We start from the raw sequence: 19772 nt of genomic DNA, 5'->3' as shown, positions 1-19772 counted from the left end.
GGGGGGGGGGGGCGGTGCGGGAGTGGCGCTTCGTCGATCAGGGCTGGGTTTTTGGGTGCGCGGTACAAGAATGGGGCTTCGTCGATTTGCGTGGGGGTTTCGCGGTTAGTGGGGTGATGTGGCGGCGATCAGGTCTCGGATGGCGGTGATGCCCTGGGTCACTCGTTCTGGTGACTCGGTGCCCACTGAGATCCGGATGTAACGATCGCACGAATCTCCATAAGCTATTCCAGCGACCACGCTTACCCCACTGTCCCGTAGCAACCGCTCAGCGAACACCGTCGAGTCCAGTGCGGACGTACCAAGTGAAGCGAACAGGTAGAACGAAGCCGACCCCGGTAACGTCCGCACTCCAAGCGTATCCAACTGCTCAGCCACCTCGTTGCGCAGCGCCACCACCCGCTGGATTTGCGGGCGCGTATGCGCAAGAATGTCGTCGAAATGCTCCGCCACATACCGACACAAAATGGTCGGCGCGCAAGTAATGAGATGCTGGTTGATTTTCAGGACGGCGTCCACCAGTCGAGAATGGGCGAGCAGGTATCCGATGCGCCAACCCGATATGCCGTAGTTCTTCGACATCGAGTTCACTGTGACGGTGTGTTCCTTGTCCGGGTCGAACGCTCCGCAGGAGCGGAAGGGCTGTCCCGGTGGCACGAACTCGTTGTACGCCTCGTCCGCGATCAGCAGCATGCCGTTGTCGTGCACCAGGTCGTGCAGCGCGGCGAGCTCCGCCTCACCATAAACGCGCCCGGACGGGTTGTTCGGATTGTTGATGATCAGCGCTCTGGTGCGGGGGGTGACGTAGCGGTGCAGGTCGTAGACGCTGACGTCTTGTGGGACCAGGACGGGGACGCCGCGGCACAGGCGTACCTGTTCGGGGTAGCTGAGCCAGAACGGTTCCGGGATGATCACTTCGTCGCCCGGTTCCAGGGTGGCCAGCAGCACCATGTAGATCGCCACCTTGGAGCCCGCGGTGACGATGATCTCCCGGTCCGGGTCGACCGGGACCTGGAACTGGTCGGCGTAGTAGCCCGCGAGTTTCGTCCGCAGTTCCGGGAGGCCGCGGGAGTGCGAGTAGTGGTGCAGGCCGGTGCCGACCCCACCGTCGGCGCCGAGGTCGTCGAAAGTGGGCACCGGCAGGTCGAAGAAGGCCTCCCCCAGTGACAGGGTGATGACGTCGCGGCCGGCCGCGCGCATCTCGTAGACCAGGTTGTTGTGCTTGATGGACAGTGCTTGCGCGACTCCGTCCACCAGCGTCGACCCGTGCGTCGGCGACCGGCCGGTCCGCGGCTCCAGGTAGATCGTCATGTGCGGCTCCCTCGTTCGCGGGTGGTCAAACGCGGATCTGGCCGTTGCCCCACACCACGTTCTTCACGGTGGTGAGCGCGGCGAGGCCCATCGGGCCCCTGGCGTGCAGTTTCTGGGTGGACACGCCGATCTCGACGCCGTAGCCGAACTCGCCGCCGTCGGAGTAGCGGGTGGAGGTGTTGACGAACACGCTGCCCGCGTCCACGAGTTGGGTGAACCGGCGCGCGGTCTGGATGTCGGCGGTGACGATCGCCTCGGCGTTCGCGGTGCCGTGACGGCGGATGTGCCGGATCGCGGCCTCCGCGTCATCCACCACCCGGACGGCGAGGACGAGGTCGAGGTACTCGGTGTCCCAATCGGACTCGGTGGCCGCCTCGGCGCGCGGCCAGTGCGCGCGCACCGTCTCGTCGCCCTTGATCCGCACGCCGAGCAAGGCCAGTTCGTCGAGCACACCGGGCAGCCAGTCGTGCGCGAGGTCGCGGTGGACCAGCAGGGTCTCCATGGCGTTGCACACGCTGGGCCGCGACGTCTTCGCGTTGATGGCGACGTCGGTGGCGATCCGCCGGTCGGCCGCGGTGTCGATGTACACGTGGCAGTTGCCCGCGCCGTCGATGACGGTCGGCACGGTGGCGTTGGCCTCGACCGACGCGATCAGCTCCGGGCCGCCGCGCGGCACGAGCAGGTCGACAAAACCCTTGGCGCGCATGAGTTCCAGCGCCGCATCGCGGGACGGGTCGTCGATGAGCTGGACCGCGGCGGCGGGCATCTCGTCGACCTCGGCGATGCCCTCCTGGATGGCGGCCAGCACCGCCCGGTTGGTGGCCATCGCCATCGACGAGCCGCGCAGCACGGCGCAGTTGCCCGTCTTGACGCACAGGGCGGCCACCTCGGCGGTCACGTTGGGCCGGGCCTCGTAGATCACCGCCACCACGCCGAGCGGCTCGCGGACCTGCTGGATGAGGATGCCGTTGGGTCGGGTCCAGCCGGTCACGACCTCGCCGACCGGGTCCGGGAGCGCGGCGATCGTGCGGATCGCGGCGGACAGCCCGGCCATCCGCCGCTCGTTGAGGGTCAGCCGGTCGCACAACGTGCTGGACACGCCGCTCGCCCTGGCCGCGGCGACGTCGTCGGCGTTGGCCCGCACGATCTGCTCGGCGTGCCGCTCGACGGCGTCGGCCATCGCCAGCAGCACCCGATCTTTGTCCTGTGTGGACAGTACGGCGACCTCGGCGGCCGCGTCGGCCGCCGCGCGGCACACCTCGGAGACACTTTGGACAGTCGTGGTCATCGCGGGTCCTCTGTGATCAGGACGTGGTCGCGCACGGCGACCGTCGTCGGGTCGGTTGTCAGCCGCGCGCCGTCGGCAGCGGCGGCACCGCGGGCGAGGCCACGCCCGGTGTGGTCGGTCAGTTCGAGCACCTGCCCGGCGATGACGCCCGCGGCGGGTCCGGGATCAACGAGGTGGCGGGCGAGCACCGGTGTGCCGGACAGCAGCGCGGCGACCCCGTCGGCGGTGCAGGCGAGCACGGCGACGGGTGGCGTGCGGAACGCCAGCCACAGCGCGCCGATCGACGGTGGGCGGCCCTCCTGCCGACGCGGCCAGAACGCCGTGCCGACCGGCTCGCCGCGCCAGGCGTCCAGCACCACGGCGGGATCGGCGGTGTCGGCGATGACCACGCGCACGCCCCGGAACGTGGCGATCCAGCAGGCGGCAAGCTTGATCCGCATGCCGCCGGTACCCGCGCCGGACGACTCACCGGCAAGCGCCTCGATCTCGGCGTTGAGCACCGGCACGTCGGCGATCAGCGCCGCGTCGCCGCGCACCGGGTCGCCGTCGTAGAGGCCGGGCACGTTCGTGAGCAACAGCAGCAGTTCGGCGCCGATGAACCCGGCGAGCAACGCGGCCAGCACGTCGTTGTTGCGCACACCGAGCGCGTCGTTCTCGTTGGCCACCGGCACCACGCCGAGGTCGATGAGCGCGTCCACCGTGTGGGCGAAGTCGGTGCCCGCGGGCTCGATCAGGTCCGGCGGGGTCAGCAGCAGTTGCGCGGCACGCAAGCCGTGCCTGCCCAGTTCGTCCTCGATCGCCCGGTACAGCAGCGATTGCCCCATCGCGGCGGCGACCTGCTGGCGCACCGGGTCCGGCAGATCAGTCTCGTGTGGATGGTCTGCGGCCAGCCCGGGGTGGGTGGTGCGTCCGATCGCGATCGCGCCGGAAGTGACCAGCACCGGCGCGAGACCCCCGGCGACCGCGGTGCGCACCGCCGCGCACAACCACCGCAGCTTCACCGGGTCCAGCTCGCCGTCGGTGACCAGTGAGGTGGTCCCGATCTTGAGCACCACCCGGCCGCCGACCGACCGCGGCGCCGGTGTCCTGATCGGTGCCGGTGCGCTGATCGTCATCGCGTTGCTCCCTCCGCTCGGCCGTCGACGAGAACGATGCTGACCGCCGCCGATGTAGCCGCGATGTGGCCGCGTTCTGCGGAGCCTGTCGCCACCGACCCGGCCGCCCCGGTGCGCGCGGGCCGCGGACAGCGCGCGTGCATCGCGGGTACATCGGCGCAACATCGCGGCTGTGGATTCTCGACGGCAGACGCCGCGGTCGCGGCGCGCCGGTTCGGTAACGACGAGGTGGGACCCCCGATGACGGCTCGACTGGACCTCGATTCGACGATCGCCCGCTACGCGACCGCCGCGTTCGACGACGACACCCCGGTGCTGGACGCGGGCCTGGAGTCGCTGTCGCTGCTGCGGCTGGCCGTCGAGGTCGCCGCCGACGACGACGCCGAGATCGACGCGACCCGGATGGCGGGCGTGCGGACCATCGGCGAGTTGAAGCAGTGGCTCGCCACCATCGGGGTGCACGCCGAGGGGAGCCCCGCGTGACCGCGGTCGACATCACGCCGCCGGACCTGCACGACGACGAGCCCGCGGCGGTACTGGAGATCACCGAGTCACAGCGCGGTCTGCTCGTGGTGGACTCGATGGTCTCGGCCCGCCAGATCTACAACCAGACGATGCGGTTCGACCTGGACCCGACGCGGTGCGCGGTCCCGCTCGACACCGACAGCGTGACGCGGGTACTGACCGCGCTCGTCACCGTGCAACCGGCACTGCGCCAGGTATTCACCCTGCGCCCGAAGGTAAGCGCGCGGCTGCTACCGGTGCCCGGGGCCACCGATTTTCCGCTGCGGGTGCACACCGCCCCCGTCGCGGAGTTCGACGGCGTGCTCGCGGAGATCGGCGCCGAGATCGGTCGGGCTCCGTTCGACCTCGCCACCGGCCCGGTGTACCGGTGGGCCGCCGTGCTCGCCGACGACGGCCGAGCGGCGTCGATCCTGTTGTGCGCGCACCACATCGTCGGTGACGGGCTGTCCATGGTGCCGATCATGCGGGACCTCTCGGCACTGCTCGACGGCACACTCGACCCGGCGGACACCGACGCCCTGGCGACGCTCGGCGCCTCGCGGGCCAAGGGGCTGATGAAGGAGCTGGCTGCGCAGCACCGGGCCGCGAGCGCCGATGCGATCACCGAGAAAGCCGCCGCGTGGGCCGAACGGCTGCGCGCGGTGCCGCCGCTGGTGCTCTACCCGCGCCCAAACCGTCCACAACAGACAGACTTCACCGGCGACCGCGTCTCGTGCACAGTGGACGGTGAGTTCGCCGAGCACTTCACCGCCGCGTGCAAGCGCGCCGGGGTCAGCCCGTTCGTGCTGTTCATGGGCGTCTACTCGGCTGTCCTCGCTCGGCACGGCGGGGTGGACAAGGTGCTGATCGGCAGCCCGTTCGCCGCCCGTCGGACCATCGCGTCGTTCGACCTGTGCGGGTTCTTCGTCAACACGCTGCCGGTCACCGCCGAAGTGGACTGGACGCGCACCGTCGACGAGCACTTGGCCGCCGTGCGCACCGAGATCGACTTCTGCCGCGCGTCGGTGGACGTGTTGTTCACCCGGCTCGTGTCGCTGGTCCAGCCGGAGCGCACCAACGACCGCAACCCGCTGTTCTCCGCCATGCTCGCCATGCAGAACACCACCGACAACACCGGTAACGCGGGCACCAGCCCGATCACCGAGGTGCACGAGCCCGCGAACGGCACCGCGAAGTTCGACCTGTGGCTCGGCGCGACACCGACCCGGCACGGCTGGTTGCTGGAACTGGAGTACGACCGCGCGCTCATCCCGGCCCGGGTGGCCGACGGCCTGCTGGTGTCACTGCGCACCGCGCTGCGCCGGGCGGTCGCCGACGGCGGCTTGCGCCTCGCGGACCTGTTCGACCACGCGTCCACCGCGCAGAGCCTGCGTCACGACGGCAGGCCCGCCACCCCCGTCGCCACCACCATCACCGAGTGGTTCGAGCAGACCGCCGAGCGGCACCCGGACCGCGTCGCCGTGTCCGACCCGGACGGCGAGCTGACCTACCGGGAACTGGCCGACAGGTCAGCCCGGCTGGCCACCGGCCTCGCCGAGCGGGGCGTCGGCCCCGGCGACGTGGTCGGCCTGCGGCTGGACGGGCTGCACGACGTGGTCGCCACGATCCTGGCCATCCTCCGTCGCGGTGCCGCCTACCTGCCGTTGGAGGCCGGGTTGCCCGTCGAACGGCTGGCCGGGATGGTGGCGCGGGCAGGCTGCGGGCTCACGGTCGGCGACCCGGTCGACGGCGTGTCCGTGCCCGTTGTGCCGGTGGCCGACCTCGGCAGCGACACGGAGACCGCGCCGTCACAGGCGCGGCCGGACGCAGGGGTGTACGTCCTGTTCACCTCCGGCTCGACCGGCAACCCCAAGGGCGTGCTGATGGGCATGCGGTCGCTGCTCAACCTGGCCGCGTGGCAGCAGGGGGCGCTGGACCACGACACCGACACCCGGTTCCTGCAGTTCGCGCCCGCCGGGTTCGACGTGTCGTTCCAGGAGATCGTCCCGGTGTTGCTCGGCGGCGGCACGGTGGTCTCGCGCAGACCAGCGGACCGCCGGGACATGCCCGCGGTGCTGCGCCGGGTCGCGGACACCGCGGTCACTCACCTGTTCTTACCCGTGGGGGCGCTGCGGACGTTCGTCCAGTGCGTGGCAAGACAACGGGTGCACCTACCCGCGTTGCGGTACCTGTGCGTGTCCGGCGAGCAACTGCTGGCCGACGCGGAGATCCGGGCGTTCTTCGTCCGACACCCCCGGTGCGAGCTGGTGAACCTGTACGGGCCCACAGAGGCGCAGGCGGTGACGACCCACCGGCTGCACGGCGACGACCCGGTCTGGCCCGCGCATGTACCTGTCGGCACCGCCCTGCCCGGCGTCGCGACCTACGTGGTGGACCAGACGGGGCATCTTGCCCCATACGGGGTCGCGGGCGAGCTGTTCATCGGCGGGATCGCGCCCGCCGATGGCTACATCAACGACCCGGAGCGCACCGCCGCCGCGTTCTTACCGGACCGCTTCGGTGGCGACGGCGTCATGTACCGCACCGGCGACCAAGTCGTGCGCGACGAGCACGACGTGCTGACCTACCTCGGCCGCGGCGACACCCAAGTCAAGATCCGCGGGCACCGGGTGGAACTCGGCGAGCTGGAGACGGTGGCCAACGCGGTACCCGGCGTCTTGGCATCGGTGGCCGTGGTCCGCGGTGACGCGCAGGCCCGCGAGCTGGTCCTGTTCGTGGTCGCCGAGCCGGACGCGAACCTCGACACCGACGGCGTGCGGGCAGTCTGCGCCCGGCGGCTGCCCACCCACATGCTGCCCACCCGGATCTTCGGACTGGACGCCGTGCCGCTGTCCGCCACCGGCAAGACCGATCGCAAGGCGCTGACCGCGTTGGCCGACCGGCTGGTCGCCGAACAACTCGCCACACCCGCGCCCACCGCGCAGGTCGACGACCTCACCGCCGAACTGTGCGCGCTGTGGGCGGAGGTGCTGTCGGTCCCGGCGGTCGACCCGGACACACCCGTCATGCGCTACGGCGGGCACTCGCTGATGATCGTGCAGGTGCTGGCCGAGGTCCAGCAGCGCTACCAGGTGACCGTCCAGGTCATCGACTTCCTGCGGTCCCCCACCGTGGCCACGCTCGCCACCCTGATCCGCGGGACAGGCCAGTGACAACACAACCAACCGCGCCCCAGCCGACCGTGTCCCAACCGACCGTGTCCCAGCCCACTGCGCCCCAGCCAACAACGGCTCAGCCGGCAGCGTCTCCACCGAGAACGGCCCAGCCAACAGCATCCCCACCAACAATGGCCCAGCCAGCAGCGTCCCGGCCGCGAGCGAACCCCTCGGCCGAGGTGACGCTGCCCGGCAGGCTGATCACGTTGGTTCGGCGCCGGGATCGGCCGGTCTGTGTGATGCTGCCCGGCGCGGGCGGTGGCCTCGGGCCGTACCTGCCGTTGGCGTCGTCGCTCGGTACCACGCACAGTGTGTACGCGATCCGGGCGGCCGGTTTGCTGCCTGGTGAGCGGCCTGAGACGAGTGTCGCGGAGATGGCGGATGCCGCGTTGGCCGCGGTGGGTGAGCTGACCCCGTCGATGATCTTCGGCTGGTCACTGGGCGGGACCGTCGGCTGGGAGCTGGCGGTGCGCCTGGCCGACCGGGGCAGCACCCCGGACCTGGTGGTGGTCGACGCGTCACCGCTGCCTCGGCCGCCGACGGCGGCGGGTGACGAGCGCGTGCGGTCGGCGATCCTGGCGGGGCTGGGTCCGCGACCGGAGCCGCGGAGCCTTGAGCGGGTGTTGGGCACCGTCAGCGCGCAGATGCGGGCGCTGGTCGACTACCGCACCGAACGTCCGTACCCGGGTCGGGTGCTGCTGCTGATGTGCCCGGACACCCCCGACTCGACGGAGGGGTTCACCGACCGGGCGGGGGCGGTGCGCCGCTGGCGCGAGCTGGCGCCCGACCTGCGGGTCGAGTCGCTGGGCGCCGAGCACTTCGCGGTGTTCGAGCAGGCCAACCTCGGCGAGCTGACCGACCGGATCGCCGAGTTCCAGGAGCAGCGGTGCTGACCGCGCCCACCGAGACCTACCACCGCGACTGGTCGCCGCTGCTCGACGAGCTACCCGCCGAACAGTTCGACTGCCTGCAGTCGAACCTCGCGGTACTGCTCGACAGCTACCGGGGGCCGGGCGCGCACGTGGTGCTCGGGTCGGCCCCGCGCTTCGAGACCAGGGCCGACCAGCACGGTGTGCCCAGGTTGGCCGCCGGACTGGCCGACCGGCTGGCGCAGGCGCACGACCTCGCCGGGTTGCGGGTGGCGCACCGGTTCGACGACGTGACCGGGTCCCGGCTGGTCGAACTGGCCGCCGAGCACGGCACCCTGTACGTGGTCGCGGACGTACACGACCTGGCGTGGACGCCTTACGCCGGACGCAGGCACGAGGAGCACAGCTTCCTGTTGTGCGGCAACGGAACCTGCGTGGTGGACGCCTATCACGACGAGACGCCGTGGGGTCCGGCCCGGCCGGGCGCCTGGCGACTGGAACAGTCCGATGTGGACGCTCTACCACTCGCGACGGCACTGGTACTGGCGGTGGACGACACCGCGCCGGCCCGGGAGTACCACCGCGACAACGCGGCCGCGCCCCGGTCGTCACCCGAGGAGTTCGCGGAGCTCGGCCGGACCGCACCGGACGCACTCGTCCAGGACGTATGGCTGCTCGGCCGCTCCCGCCGGTTGTACGCGACCTGGCTCGCCTCGCTACCGGACACCCCGGCGGACGTGCTCAGCGCGGCCCACACCCACGCCGACGCGATGGCCGCGCTCGGCGGCCGCCTGTTCCTCTCCCGCAGGCGCGGTGGCAGCTTGTCCGACGACCTCATCAACACACTGCGCGCACTACTGCAGGCCGACGCCGACCTCGTTGCCACAGCGGAAACCGCGATCAATGGGTCCACTGTGGATGATGAGATCGGTTTCGCTGTCCGCTCCGTCATCGCGGCGGTACTGGGTATCGACGAGGCCGAAGTGCACGGAGCCGTTTCACTGCGCGATCTCCCGGGCTTCAACTCCTTCCGCCTCGTCGAAATCATCGAACGCGCCGAAAGGACACTGGGCGTCGAACTCTCCGACGAGGACTTCACCCCCGACACGCTCACCCAGATGACCGCCCTGTGCGCCGCGTTCACGAGGAAGCGGGCGCGATGACGCCCCACCGCTGCCACCCGCCCGCCGCCCACGGCACGCACCGTGAAAGGGAACCGCGATGACCACCAAGACCATGTACCACTGGTTCCTCGACTCGGCCGAGGCGAACCCGCGGCTGTCGGCGCTGGAGGTGCTGTCCACGACGTTGACCTACGCCGAGCTCAGCGCCGCCGTCGACCGGATGTCCGCGTTCATGTACCGCGAGCTCGGCCGGGCGCCCAAGCGAGTAGCCCTGCTGACTTCCCGCAGTACCGCCGGATACGTGGCCTACCTTGCCGCGCAACGCCTCGGGGCCGCGTGTGTGCCGCTCAACCCGGCGGCCACCACCCCGCGCAACCTGGTCATCACGGCGGACGCGGGCATCGACCTCGCCGTGCTCGACGACACCTCCGGTGACGATGTCGACGACTACCGGCGCGGCGCCAACATCGCTCTACTAGACCTCTCAGGCACCCGGATGGCCGACCTGCTCGCCGAGACCGGGCCACCCGCCGACCTGCCCGCCGTGGTCGAGCGCGGGCCGGACGACATCGCCTACATCATCTACACCAGCGGCACCACCGGTAAGCCGAAGGGCGTGCCGACCACACACGCCAACGTGTCCGCGTTCCTCGGCGACGTCATCCCCCGCTACTTCCTCGAACCCGGTGCCCGCGTGTCGCAGACCTTCGAGATGGCCTTCGACGGGTCCATTGTGGAGATCTTCGGCAGTTGGGGGTCCGGCGCGACGTTGTGTGTGGCGCAGCACTCGGATGTGTTCACCCCGGTCAAGTTCGTCAACGCCAAGCGGTTGACGCACTGGATGTCGGTGCCGTCGCTGATTTCCTTCGCCAAGCGGCTGCGCGCGCTCGCGCCGGACAGCATGCCGAACCTGCGCGGCAGCTTCTTCGGCGGTGAAACGCTGACGCTGGAACAGGTGCGGGCGTGGTCGGCGGCCGCGGGCCGGACCCGGATCTTCAACTGCTACGGACCGACCGAGACCACGGTGACGGTGACCGGGCACGAGATCCCGCTGGGCCAGGACCTGCCCGAGACGTCCAACCGGTCGATGCCGATCGGCGAGCTGTACCCGCACATGGAGTACCTGCTGCTCGGCGAGGACGGGACCCCCGCCGACGAGGGCGAGCTGGTCATCCGCGGGCCGCAGCGCTTCCCCGGCTACCTCGACCCCGCCGAGAACCCGGGCCGGTTCTTCGACTACGACCCGCTGACCGACGAGCGCGCCGCGCTGCACACGTCGGGGCCGGTCACCGCGGCGCTCTGGTACCGCACCGGTGACCGGGTGCGCCGCGAGCACGGCCTGCTGGTGCACCGCGGCCGGGTCGACGAGCAGATCAAGATCCGCGGCAACCGGGTGGAGCTGGCCGAGATCGAGTCGGCGCTGCGCAGGCACCCGTCGATCGCCGAGGTCGTGGTGATCACGGTGCCCGCCGAGGACGGCGAGATCGACCTGCAGGCGCTCTACACCGGCGAGGCCGCGGTCAGCGCGGAGTCCTTCGCGGGCCTCGTCGAGGGGCTGCCCCGGTACATGCGCCCGCGCGGCTACCACTACCGGGCCGAGATCCCGCTCACCCCGGTCGGCAAGATCGACCGCAGGCGGCTCACCGACGAGTTCACGGCGGTGACCTCGCCGGTCGGGTCGGCGTGATGACGCTGCAACAGGTCGGGGTCGCCGCCACGCCCATGCAGGAAGCGCTCTGGTGGGTGCACCAGCGCGCCCGCAACCAGTCGGTCTACAACCTGACCTGGCGGCTCGGCTGCGAGTCCACTGTGGACTTCGCAGCGCTGGGTGTGGCCTGGCAGAACGTGGTCGACCGGCACGAGGCGCTGCGCACGGCGGTGCACAGGGTGGACGACACGCTGCGACTGGTGGTCGCGCCGAGCCTGCCCGCGCCCGTACGGCGGGTGCGGATCGCTGACCCGGACGGCGTGCCGACCGAGGAGTTGCTGCGGCTGGTGTGCGAAGAACTCAGCGAGGAGAGCTTCGCGCTGGACACCGCACCGCTGGCCCGGCTGACCTCGGTCGAGGTCGGCGGCAGCCAAGAACTGCTGCTCACCGTGCACCATGTCGTGGTCGACGGGTGGGGCATCCACCTGATCATGCAGGACCTGTCGGTGGCCTACGCGGCCGCGCTGGCCGGCGTCGACCCGGAGTTCGACGGCGACGCGGAGCCGTTCACCACCTACGCCGCCGAACAGGCCGCCGGTGACTGGACGGCGAGCCTCGACCACTGGCGGACGGCGCTGGACGGCGCGACGTCCACGACCGTGTGCGCCGACCATGACCGTTTCGCGGGCACCGGCGCCCCCGGCGTGACGCTGCGCTACCGGTTCAGCGCGGAGGCGGCCGAGGCGGTGGGCGCCCTGGGCACCTCGCACTACGCCACCCCGTTCGCGGTGCTGCTCGCCGCGCTGCAGATCGTCCTCGCGCGCGGCGGCGCAGGCACGGACGTCGCGATCGGCGCGGTGCTCGCCAACCGGATGACCCCGCGCGACCAGGCACTCGTCGGCTACCTGGCGAACCTGTGTATCGCGCGCGCCGCCGTCCGCGACGACGAAACCATAGGCGACGTGGTCGGCCACAGCCGCGACTCGACGTGGACCATGCTCGCCCACCAGCACGTGCCCTACGCGACGGTGTTCGGCGCGCTCACCGAGTCCACCCAGTCGATGCTGTCCGACTACGCTCCGCTACTGCTGAACTACCTCGGGCCGATCGCCGCGGGGCTGTCCCTCGGGGATGTGCCGATGGTGCTGCACCGCACCCCCAACCGGGCGGCGCGCGCGGACATCGCGATCGCGTTCTGGGAGGTCGACGGGGCGTACTGGACGGAAGTCGAGTACAACACCGGCCGCTACGAGCGAACCACGGTCATGCGCCTGCTGCACGACCTGGACACCGTGCTCACGACGGACGCCAACACCCGGGTCGCCGACCTCACGGTGCGCACTCGCGCGTCGGCCGGGAACCTGGACCACCAGCCCGACGCGACACCGGTGCGGACGCTACCTCGGTCGACGACGTGGGATCTGGCCGGACAGCTCTGGCTGGACGTCCTCGGGCACGAGGCCAGCGACCCGGACGAGGACTTCTTCGCCGCCGGTGGGCGGTCACTCAAGGTGATGCAACTGGCGGTCGCCGTCGAGGCGGCGACCGGGCAGCGCCTCGACGTGATCGCCTGGCTGGCCCGGCCGACCCCGCGCACGCTGGTCGGGCAGTTGGCGGCCGCACCCACCGACGTGGTGAGCACGCTGGTGACCTTGCGGGACGGCGACGGGCCGCACGTGCATCTCGTCCACGGTGCGAGCGGGTCGGCGCAGGACTACCGGCACCTGGCGGCCGCGCTGCCCCCCGGGTGGCGGGTCACGGCGTCCGAGGAACGCTCGCCGCTGACCGACGTTCAGTCGATGGCGCAACGATATCTGGCGGATCTGCTTGCCGAGGGCGGCGCCCCGGACGTCCTCTGTGGATGGTCGATGGGCGGTCAGGTGTGTTACGCCATGGCCGCTCTGGCCGGGACCGGTCCGGCGCTGGCCGTGCTGGACGCGGCTCCGCCGGTCGGCTACCCGATGGACGCGAGCCGGAGGCGCGAGTGTTTCGAGACGTTCGCGGCGGCGATGGGCGTGCCGCCGGGGTCGCCCTTGCCGGTCGTTGACGATGGCGAGCTGGCCGTGCGGGTGCTGGCCGCGCAACTGGCCGCGGCGGGTTCGGAGACGGTACCCACCGCCACCCTGCTGGAGCGTTGGCGGGTGCACGTCCGGCACACGGAGGCGGTCGCGGCATTCGTTGGTACGGAACAGGTTCCGGGGGCTGGGCTGCTGATCGGAGCCGATCTGCTGGAAGTCCAATTGGACCAGTGGGCGGGATTGTTCACATTGCCACCGGCCCGCTTGCGGCTGGACACTGGGCATCACGGTGTCCTCACCGAACAGTCGGCCACCACGATCGCCAGCGCCCTGACCGACCTGCTCTAGTCTTGCCGTTCAGCTACTGGATTCGAGGCCGGCGGCCAAGGTGCGACGGTCCACTTTGCCGTTGCCGTTCACCGGAAAGCCGTCCGTGTGGTGGAAGTGGGCGGGAACCATGTACTCCGGCAGCCGGGTGGCGACGGCAGCGGCCAGGTGGGTGGCGTCGACCTCGGTGCCGGTGTACAGCGCGTGCAGCGTGATCGTCCCGCCATCGGCGGGGATCGCGAGGACAACGGCGTCCGCGATGCCGGGTTGCGCCCGGACGACGGCCTCGATCTCGCCGAGTTCGATGCGGTAGCCGCGGATCTTGACCTGGTCGTCTAGCCGTCCCATGTGGACGAATTGGCCGGACACCACGCGAACCCGGTCACCGGTGCGATACCAGTCGTCCGGCTGCGGGCGGCCTTCGACGGGGATCATCGCGCCGGTCGGGGTCGAGCGCAGGAACCGGCCCGTGTCGTGGGTTGGGTCGAGGTAGCCGTCGAAGCGTTGCGGGCCGCGAACGCACAGTTCACCGTCTGTGGCTTCTGTCGTGCCATCTTCGGCCACGGCCACCGCGTCGAGGCCCGCATTCGGGAGTCCGATGGGGACAGTTCCGTTCGGCGTGTCGAGCCAGTCTTCCGGCAGCCGGTGGCCGATACAGGTGATGGTGAGTTCAGTTGGGCCATAGGCGTTGTCGATGACGCTATTCGGCGCCGCCGCAGCCCATGCGCGCGCCTGCTCGACGGTCAGTTGCTCACCGGCGAACACGCTGCTGCGCAACGTCGGCATACTGCCGGGCCGCAGCCCACGCAACCGCCGAGCCAGGGAGATCACCGACGGCACCGACGACCAGTGCGTGATACCGCGCGCGGCGACGAACCGGGCCGGAGTCAGTATCTCGGCCGCCTGGGGCACCACCAGTGTCGCGCCCGCGCTCCACGCGGTGAACATGTCACCGACCGACGGGTCGAAGGTCAGGTCGTAGGTCTGAGAGAGCCTGCTGCCCACCTCGACCCCGTACTGGCGGCGGCAGTGGGCGAGGAAACTCGGCAGGTTGCGGTGCCGAATCGGCACACCCTTCGGCGTCCCGGTCGACCCGGAGGTGAACAGCACATAAGCCACATCGTCCGAAGTAGACGGACACGGCCGCGACCACCGTCCGGACAGCCCGACTGTCCAATCCGGCGCGATCAGCTCCAGCCGCGCCACCCCGGTCACCGCGTGGGCCTGCGGCTCCCCAGCGGCGTCGACCAACACCAACTCAACGCCCGCAGCGTCGCACATAGCCTGATTGCGCGCGGGCGGGAACGACGGGTTCAACGGCACAACGACCGCGCCAAGCCGCAACGCCGCCAGGTAACCCGCATACGCCACGAGACTGCGCGAAACCAGCAGGCCAACCGCGGCAGGCACATCACCGCACGACGCCACGAACGCCGCAGCCAACCGGTCCACCAACGTCGCCAGATCGGCGTAGGTCAGCACGTCATCGTCGACTTCCAGCGCAACCGCGTCCGGCACCGTCTCGGCGGTGACGGCGAACATCGCGTACATACTGGTCATACCGACTCCTCGGCGGGCGCGTCGACCTCGTCCAGCATGCCCGGGGTGATCACCCGGAGGAACAGGAAAACCAGCACCAGGCACAGGACCGCGAACAGCCCGAACGCCACCCGGTAACCGAATAGTTGGGCGAGGCCGCCCGCGACGGCCGCCGCGACCGGCAGCATCCCCCACGAGATCAGCCTGCTGGCCGCGTTGAACCGGCCAAGCATTTCATTGGGCACCAACGACTGTGTGATGACCCGTGAGTTGACCGTCCACATGGTCCCACCGATACCAGCGGCGAAAGCGGCGACACCAATCGGCCAAGCGCTTCCCGGCGCCGACGGCAATACGGCGGGAATGCCGACCATCAAAGCCGTGCCGATGATGTCCACGAACATCGACCAGCGGCGGCCGATCAACCGGTTCACCGGGCCCACCAGGACCGTGCCGAGCACGCCACCGGCACCGAGGCAGGTCAACAGGAAGCCGTACTGCTGGGCGGTCAAACCCAGCGGCCCGACGGCGTAAACGGGGATCAGCGCGTACCAGGCCGACCAGCACCCCGCCATCACGGTGATCAGCAACGCCATCGACCGCAGCAACCGGTGCGCCAGCAGGAACCGCAGCCCCTCCCTGATCTCAACACCAGCGGGCCGACGCTCCTTGGCAGGCGCAGCCGTAAAGTTACCGACCAACATGGTCAGCAACAAAGCGCCAACCAAATACGCCGCACCCGTCGCCCCAAGCGCCACGGCGAACCCCGCAGCGACCAGAAACCCACCGATCGGCGCACCAACGAAGCTGAAGCTGACGTACTCGGTGCCGGTGAGCCGAGCATTCACCGTCTGCCACCGCGCACGCGGCACCGCCGCCGGAATGATCGAGGCCGCACTGAGTTGCGCCACCACCTCAGCCACCCCGAGCACCAACGCCACCGCGTAGATGACCACCAACCCAGCGACGCCGAACACCACCGCCAGCGCAAGCCCCCCGATCGCCACCATCCGCGCGACCTCGGCCCCCGCCATCAACACCCGCCGATCCCGCCGATCCACCATGACACCAATGTGCAACGCGGTAACCAGCCACGGCAGACTCAACATGATCGACACCGCCGCCACCAACGCAGGCGACTCCGTAACCCGAGTGGCCAGCAGCGGCAACGCCACCCGCATCACCGCATCCGCCGTATTGGTGGTCCCGGTAAACCCCACCAACAACCACTCATTCCGCCGCGGCGGCACCACCTCAGCCACCCCAACCACAGTGGACGGTTCCCCAGCCACACAGCCTCCTCAACACGCCGCCCCTCAGCACACCCCATCGTCGCAGCACGGAGACACCTGTCAAGAACCCTTACAAGACGCCAACACCCCAAAAACATCCAGCCTCCATCACCACCCAAGCACCCCAGCCGGCGCCCCACCCCGACCCCCCACCCCACCTCCACCTAGCCAAACACCACGATTTCGCCCGAAACCCGCCACACGAATCGCACTGCGCATCCTCGCAACAGGAGTCTCAAATCCCCCACCCAAATCGACGAAGCACCACACCCGCACCGCACGCCCCAAAAAGACCACCCCGAATCGACGAAGTCCCACACTCGCACCGCGCGCCTCGGGACCCGCCGACACCAACCGCCCGTTGTGGTGAAGTTGTTTTGTTTGGGGGAAGCGGTGGCCTAAGCCGGCCGGCGGGTAAGGCCACGCTTTCCAGTGGCCCCGCCTTTTAGCCTTACCCAGGCCACCGCTAGGGGCCCCAAACAAAACAACTTCACCACAACGGGCACCCCAGGTTTTATTTTGGGGCCGGGCGCCGGCGTCGCCGAAGGCGACCAGGCCGACCCCCGAGGCGCAGCCGAGGCCCAGAGCCCCCTCACACCAAGATCAACCGCCAACAAAGCCCCCAAATACACAGCCTAGACCGACCCACCGACAGTCTCAGGCCATGAAGACCCACGCCAGGGGCTCTGAGCCTCGGCACGCCTCGACAGTCGGCCTGGTCGCCTGACAGCAACGCCGGCCATGTGCGCCAGATGAAACAGGCAGTTGAATCGGCAGGCTCCGAGGCGCGCTGCAGAAATGCGTGGTCAGGGTTTCGAGTGGGGTGGAGACCGAGTTGGTTGCTCCGCGGCTGGTGGGGCGTCCGAGGATGCAGCAGTCTGGCTAAACTGCCTTGCCGAACGCGGCGACCACGGCGTCGCCCACGGCGTTGGGAGAGGCATCGACCAATGTTCGCGCCTCGTCCACGATCGGGGTGAAGCCCTTGCTGCCGCCCTCGTTGCGCTGTGGGGTCACCTCGACTCCACCCGCGCCGCGGAAGACTTCGACTGACTTGGTGCCCTTGGTATAGGCGGCGTAGGTGGTGACGCCGAACGCGTCGAGCAGTGGTTGGCTGGGTTTGGCGGCACGGCCGGGGTCGTCCAGGCCGCCTCGGGAGCGGGCGAGTGCGTCGGTGACGGCAACGCCGAGCTGCGCGGGGGTGGAGGTGGCGGGCAACCGGACCGGTTCCCCGTCCAGGACCCACATCCCCGACCGGGACTGGGAGTAGGTGATGACCACGTACTCGCCCCGCCGCAGGTCGACCCCCACCAGTTGCTCGCTCACGAAACCTCCGAAACGATCAATCGCACATTCTTCGATGTCGCGTACGCCTGCAACTGGGTGAGCACCGCGCGCTGGGCGGGCGAGGCGACACCCGGCTGGATGGCGACTTGCAGGACACGGTCGGTGACCTGGCCGGACCGGATCACTGTACCGTCGAAGGTCGCGCCGTTGAACCCGGAGACCTTGTCCACGTAACCCGCCAGCCTGGAGGTCAGCGCGCTGGTGTTCTGGTAGGTGGCCGCGCTCAGGTCGACACTCTTGATGCTGGTGGCCACACCGTTCTCGAACTTGTCGATGGTGGGGAAGCTACGCGGTAGGTTGCCGCCGAGCCGTGCCTCGATCTCCAGGCCGCGCTGCGACCACCCCAGGGTCCACGCGCTGAGCCCTTCGAACGCGTCGTCGGCCGCGGTCTTGCCGACACCGGGGATCTTGCTCACGACCGTGGCGACGGCCTTGCTGAGCCGGGCGCCGAGGATGACTTCGAGCCGCTGAGCGGCCTCGGCGACCCGACCGACCACCGTGCCGACCGCGCGGGCGATGGTCGCGCCGACCTCGATCAGCGCCTCGATGATCTTGCCGATCCTGGTCGCGGTGGCCGCGACCCTGGTCGCCTCGACCGCCTGCGCCGCGCCCTCGCCGATGCCCGCGGTGAAGAAGCCGACGAGAGCGCCACCGGCCTCGATGCCCGCCGTCCACTCGGCGAGGCTGATCAGTTCGTCCTCGATGTCGTTGTGCGCCTTGTCGACCTGGGCGGCGAGGTCGGTGCAACTCTTGGCCAGGTCGCGACAGGCGGCGGCCACAGTGCCCATGTTGTCGCCCAAGCCCTGGCAGACCGTGGTCGCGTCGTTCACCTCCGGCGACTGCTGACTGGAAATGCCCGAAACGGCGGCGGGGACGTGACCGGCGGCGCCGTCGAGCGCACCCGCGGCAGTGGTCCACGCCTGGGCTGCCCGGCGCAGCCTGTCGGGGTCACCATCGGGCCAGACGTAGCCAACGGTGTGCTCAACCAGCCACCAGAGCCCGGGTGGGCCGACAGAGCCGCCGTGCGCGGAGGGCAGGTCGGCGAGCGGTTCGGGGACGGCGGTGTACGTGGAGTCGTCCGGGGCGGTGGGAACGGACTTGTCCGCGTTGGACGCGTCCTCTGCCTGACCGTGGTTGAACCCGCTCTGCTGCAGGAGCCCGGCAAGGGTTGTCGAGGCCGTGCCGAGGTCGCTGACGAGCGAGTGCACGGTCTTCGCGACTTCGTCGTAGGAATCGGCCCAACCGCTGCCCCCAGGGTCGGCGCCCGCCATGCCACCCTGCCCGGAAAGACCTGATTCCAGGTCAGCGCCCGCTTTGGACAACGCGGCGTGGATGTCGACGCCGAACACCTTGCTGGCGGCCTCGTAGGTGCTCGTGTCGACTTTGATCGGCCTGGTCACCGCAAGTGCTCCCACATCTTGGCGTTCGCCGCGGCGGCGTCGGTGTAGTTGCCACTCGCGGTCTTGGCGATCTCGCGCATGGTCGCCAGCGCCTCGCGCATCTTCTCGGCGCCGCGTTTCCACTCCTCGTGCGCGGCGCGCTGCCGGTCGGCAGCGTCGCCGGACCAACTGGCGTGCAACTGGTTCACCCGTTTGTCCGCGTCGTCGAGCGCGGTCTCGAAAGTGGTGTCGAACCGGACGATCTCGGCAACGACGTGGTCGAGGTGAGCGGGGTCCACGCGGAAGTCGACCATCTACAGACCTGACCCGGAGCCGGTGATCCTGTCGGTCGCGCCTTGCTCGTTCGTCGTGTACTCGCGCTCGGTCGCCCGCAGCACCAGCGATATGTCATGCAGACCGTCGACGACCTCGTCCGCGCCTTCCCGCCATTCCAGCCAGGCATCGGCGAACGCGGCGGCGGCCGGGCCTTGCCAACCACCGGAAAAGAGACCGTCTACTTCGGACTGTAAAATGTCGAGCGCGGCTCGCACTTCGGTGTCGACCTGCGCCAACATGGCCGCGCAGAATTGGAGTTCCTCCGGTATCGCGTCATACCCCGCCGTCATCCCGCACCCCTCCGCACAGGTTCGCCGTTCGCCGGTCGGCAGCAAGGAACACTAGCAACTCGGGTAGCGATCGGGGTCACTCTTCCTTGATTCCGAAAAGCAAATCGGGCGAAGCGGAAGAATGACACTGGCCATCCCGGCACGGACCGCGGCACAAGTAACCCGATCGCCGCAGGAAATTTCACGACCGACCGCGAAACAGCTCGATCTGA

Annotated in this window: 15 protein-coding genes; 6 read left to right on the top strand and 9 right to left on the bottom strand. The window is 69.7% G+C overall.

The features are described from left to right. Positions 1 to 105: 105 nt before the first annotated feature. The 3 genes from H504_RS0106925 to H504_RS33740 are packed head-to-tail and all read right to left on the bottom strand — an operon-like array spanning position 106 to position 3714. The gene (locus H504_RS0106925; protein WP_026422178.1) at positions 106 to 1311 is read right to left on the bottom strand and encodes a pyridoxal phosphate-dependent aminotransferase; all 1206 of its coding nucleotides are present in this window, start codon (positions 1309 to 1311) and stop codon (positions 106 to 108) included. Between the two features lie 25 nt (positions 1312 to 1336). Further along, on the bottom strand, positions 1337 to 2599 hold the full coding sequence (locus H504_RS0106920; protein ID WP_026422177.1) for a glutamate-5-semialdehyde dehydrogenase: 1263 nt from the start codon (positions 2597 to 2599) through the stop codon (positions 1337 to 1339). After that, on the bottom strand, positions 2596 to 3714 hold the full coding sequence (locus H504_RS33740; protein WP_051385575.1) for an amino acid kinase family protein: 1119 nt from the start codon (positions 3712 to 3714) through the stop codon (positions 2596 to 2598). Before H504_RS33740 ends, H504_RS0106920 begins: the two co-directional genes overlap by 4 nt. Positions 3715 to 3954: 240 nt before the next feature. Here H504_RS33740 and H504_RS0106910 point away from each other — a divergent pair, with 240 nt between their 5' ends. The 6 genes from H504_RS0106910 to H504_RS0106885 all read left to right on the top strand — a co-directional run bounded on the left by H504_RS0106910 (position 3955) and on the right by H504_RS0106885 (position 13401). Continuing rightward, complete coding sequence (locus H504_RS0106910; protein ID WP_026422176.1) at positions 3955 to 4197, top strand: phosphopantetheine-binding protein; 243 nt, start codon at positions 3955 to 3957, stop codon at positions 4195 to 4197. After that, entirely contained in the window at positions 4194 to 7391 is a 3198-nt protein-coding gene (locus H504_RS33735; protein ID WP_211239275.1) for a non-ribosomal peptide synthetase, read from the top strand. The genes H504_RS0106910 and H504_RS33735 overlap by 4 nt, the downstream gene beginning before the upstream one ends. Before the next feature lie 134 nt (positions 7392 to 7525). After that, a complete protein-coding gene (locus tag H504_RS0106900) occupies positions 7526 to 8287 on the top strand; it encodes an alpha/beta fold hydrolase (protein WP_051385574.1) in 762 nt (253 codons plus the stop codon). Next, positions 8281 to 9426, top strand: a complete 1146-nt coding sequence (locus H504_RS43570; protein WP_026422174.1) for an acyl carrier protein — start codon at positions 8281 to 8283, stop codon at positions 9424 to 9426. The genes H504_RS0106900 and H504_RS43570 overlap by 7 nt, the downstream gene beginning before the upstream one ends. A gap of 58 nt (positions 9427 to 9484) precedes the next feature. Continuing rightward, positions 9485 to 11074, top strand: coding sequence for an AMP-binding protein (locus H504_RS33730; RefSeq protein WP_051385573.1), 1590 nt, complete (start codon positions 9485 to 9487; stop codon positions 11072 to 11074). Beyond that, positions 11074 to 13401 (top strand): condensation domain-containing protein, encoded by a 2328-nt coding sequence (locus tag H504_RS0106885; protein ID WP_035303429.1) that lies wholly within the window; start codon positions 11074 to 11076, stop codon positions 13399 to 13401. The genes H504_RS33730 and H504_RS0106885 overlap by 1 nt, the downstream gene beginning before the upstream one ends. 9 nt (positions 13402 to 13410) lie before the next feature. On the opposite strand, the gene H504_RS0106880 is transcribed toward H504_RS0106885, so the two are convergent. The 6 genes from H504_RS0106880 to H504_RS33720 all read right to left on the bottom strand — a co-directional run bounded on the left by H504_RS0106880 (position 13411) and on the right by H504_RS33720 (position 19560). Beyond that, positions 13411 to 14940, bottom strand: coding sequence for an amino acid adenylation domain-containing protein (locus H504_RS0106880; RefSeq protein WP_051385572.1), 1530 nt, complete (start codon positions 14938 to 14940; stop codon positions 13411 to 13413). After that, positions 14937 to 16211, bottom strand: coding sequence for an MFS transporter (locus H504_RS0106875; RefSeq protein WP_245614094.1), 1275 nt, complete (start codon positions 16209 to 16211; stop codon positions 14937 to 14939). Before H504_RS0106875 ends, H504_RS0106880 begins: the two co-directional genes overlap by 4 nt. Positions 16212 to 17093: 882 nt before the next feature. Continuing rightward, a complete protein-coding gene (locus H504_RS0106870) occupies positions 17094 to 17534 on the bottom strand; it encodes a hypothetical protein (RefSeq protein ID WP_026422170.1) in 441 nt (146 codons plus the stop codon). After that, positions 17531 to 18955 (bottom strand): endonuclease toxin domain-containing protein, encoded by a 1425-nt coding sequence (locus tag H504_RS33725; RefSeq protein WP_035303428.1) that lies wholly within the window; start codon positions 18953 to 18955, stop codon positions 17531 to 17533. Before H504_RS33725 ends, H504_RS0106870 begins: the two co-directional genes overlap by 4 nt. Beyond that, the gene (locus H504_RS0106860) at positions 18952 to 19248 is read right to left on the bottom strand and encodes a WXG100 family type VII secretion target (RefSeq protein WP_026422169.1); all 297 of its coding nucleotides are present in this window, start codon (positions 19246 to 19248) and stop codon (positions 18952 to 18954) included. Before H504_RS0106860 ends, H504_RS33725 begins: the two co-directional genes overlap by 4 nt. Then, positions 19249 to 19560: a WXG100 family type VII secretion target gene (locus H504_RS33720; protein WP_035303426.1), complete on the bottom strand. Its 312-nt coding sequence runs from the start codon at positions 19558 to 19560 to the stop codon at positions 19249 to 19251. It abuts the gene before it with no gap. Positions 19561 to 19772 lie beyond the last annotated feature (212 nt).

Source organism: Actinokineospora inagensis DSM 44258 (assembly GCF_000482865.1).
GTDB classification, from domain to species: Bacteria; Actinomycetota; Actinomycetes; order Mycobacteriales; family Pseudonocardiaceae; genus Actinokineospora; species Actinokineospora inagensis.
Note: the sequence above shows the minus strand (reverse complement) of the source record. Positions and strands in the feature narration are given on the sequence as shown.

Excerpts from the sequence above, each read along its gene's own strand:
- H504_RS0106885 (WP_035303429.1), top strand. The coding sequence starts at position 11,074 with ATGACGCTGCAACAGGTCGGGGTCGCCGCCACGCCCATGCAGGAAGCG.
- H504_RS0106900 (WP_051385574.1), top strand. The coding sequence starts at position 7,526 with ATGGCCCAGCCAGCAGCGTCCCGGCCGCGAGCGAACCCCTCGGCCGAG.
- H504_RS33740 (WP_051385575.1), bottom strand. The coding sequence starts at position 3,714 with ATGACGATCAGCGCACCGGCACCGATCAGGACACCGGCGCCGCGGTCG.
- H504_RS33720 (WP_035303426.1), bottom strand. The coding sequence starts at position 19,560 with ATGACGGCGGGGTATGACGCGATACCGGAGGAACTCCAATTCTGCGCG.
- H504_RS0106920 (WP_026422177.1), bottom strand. The coding sequence starts at position 2,599 with ATGACCACGACTGTCCAAAGTGTCTCCGAGGTGTGCCGCGCGGCGGCC.
- H504_RS0106925 (WP_026422178.1), bottom strand. The coding sequence starts at position 1,311 with ATGACGATCTACCTGGAGCCGCGGACCGGCCGGTCGCCGACGCACGGG.
- H504_RS33730 (WP_051385573.1), top strand. The coding sequence starts at position 9,485 with ATGACCACCAAGACCATGTACCACTGGTTCCTCGACTCGGCCGAGGCG.
- H504_RS0106860 (WP_026422169.1), bottom strand. The coding sequence starts at position 19,248 with ATGGTCGACTTCCGCGTGGACCCCGCTCACCTCGACCACGTCGTTGCC.
- H504_RS0106880 (WP_051385572.1), bottom strand. The coding sequence starts at position 14,940 with ATGACCAGTATGTACGCGATGTTCGCCGTCACCGCCGAGACGGTGCCG.
- H504_RS0106910 (WP_026422176.1), top strand. The coding sequence starts at position 3,955 with ATGACGGCTCGACTGGACCTCGATTCGACGATCGCCCGCTACGCGACC.